General features: G+C 65.5%; 2 protein-coding genes. Both read left to right on the forward strand.

Features of this window, described 5'->3' with window-relative positions; genetic code table 11:
• A partial coding sequence (locus EN991_RS38060; RefSeq protein ID WP_127370623.1) for an efflux RND transporter periplasmic adaptor subunit occupies positions 1–660 on the forward strand: 660 nt, incomplete at its 5' end.
• The coding region (locus EN991_RS38065) for an efflux RND transporter permease subunit (RefSeq protein ID WP_164769749.1) at positions 657–861 on the forward strand (205 nt) is incomplete at its 3' end. The genes EN991_RS38060 and EN991_RS38065, both read left to right, overlap by 4 nt.

Here is an 861-nt window from a genome sequence, read left to right on the forward strand (position 1 = left end):
GCGCCGATTTCCGGCAGGCTGGGTGCGGTCAGCGTCGCCGTCGGCGATCTCGTCACCGTCAGCAATGGCAACAGCAGCACGGCGACCCCGCTGGTGACCATCACCCAGATGGACCCGCTGCAGGTCAACTTCAATCTGCCGGAAAGCAATCTCGCCCTGCTGCACAAGGCGCTTGCCAATCCGCAGCAGGGCGCGGTGACACTGACCAAGGATGGTGACCCGACGCCGATCGGCAAGGGCACGCTCGATTTCGTCGACTCCAGCGTCGACACCGCGTCGGGCACTATCGCGACGCGGGCAAGTATTCCCAATGCCGACCTTTCGCTATGGCCCGGCCAGTATGTGAATGTCGTGCTCGACGCCGGCATCATGCCGCAGATGACATCGGTTCCTACTGTCGCGGTGCAGCCAAGCCAGAAGGGCCCTTTCGTCTATGTGGTCAAGCCGGACAACACGGTCGAGATGCGGCCGGTGCACGTGGCGCTGACCGAAGGCGACAACAGCGCCATCAGCCAGGGGCTGAAAAGCGGTGAGAAGGTTGTCACCGAGGGCCAGACACGGCTGAAGGACGGCGCCGCGGTGCATGAAGGCAAGACCACGGCGGGTGCCGCTGCGCCCAAGGTGGCCGAGGCGACCAGGGTCGGCGAGGCCGCCCAATGATTTCCGAATTCTGCATACGCCGGCCCGTCGCCACCCTTCTGATGTCGTTCGCCCTCGTGCTGGGCGGGCTGTTCGCCTACAAGTTCCTGCCGGTGGCGGCACTGCCCAGCGCCGAATTCCCGGTGGTCAACGTCTCGGCCTCGCTGCCCGGCGCCTCGCCGGAAACCATGGCGACATCGGTGGCGACGCCGCTGATCAAGC

Source organism: Mesorhizobium sp. M7A.F.Ca.US.005.03.2.1, from assembly GCF_003997795.1.
GTDB lineage: Bacteria > Pseudomonadota > Alphaproteobacteria > Rhizobiales > Rhizobiaceae > Mesorhizobium > Mesorhizobium ciceri.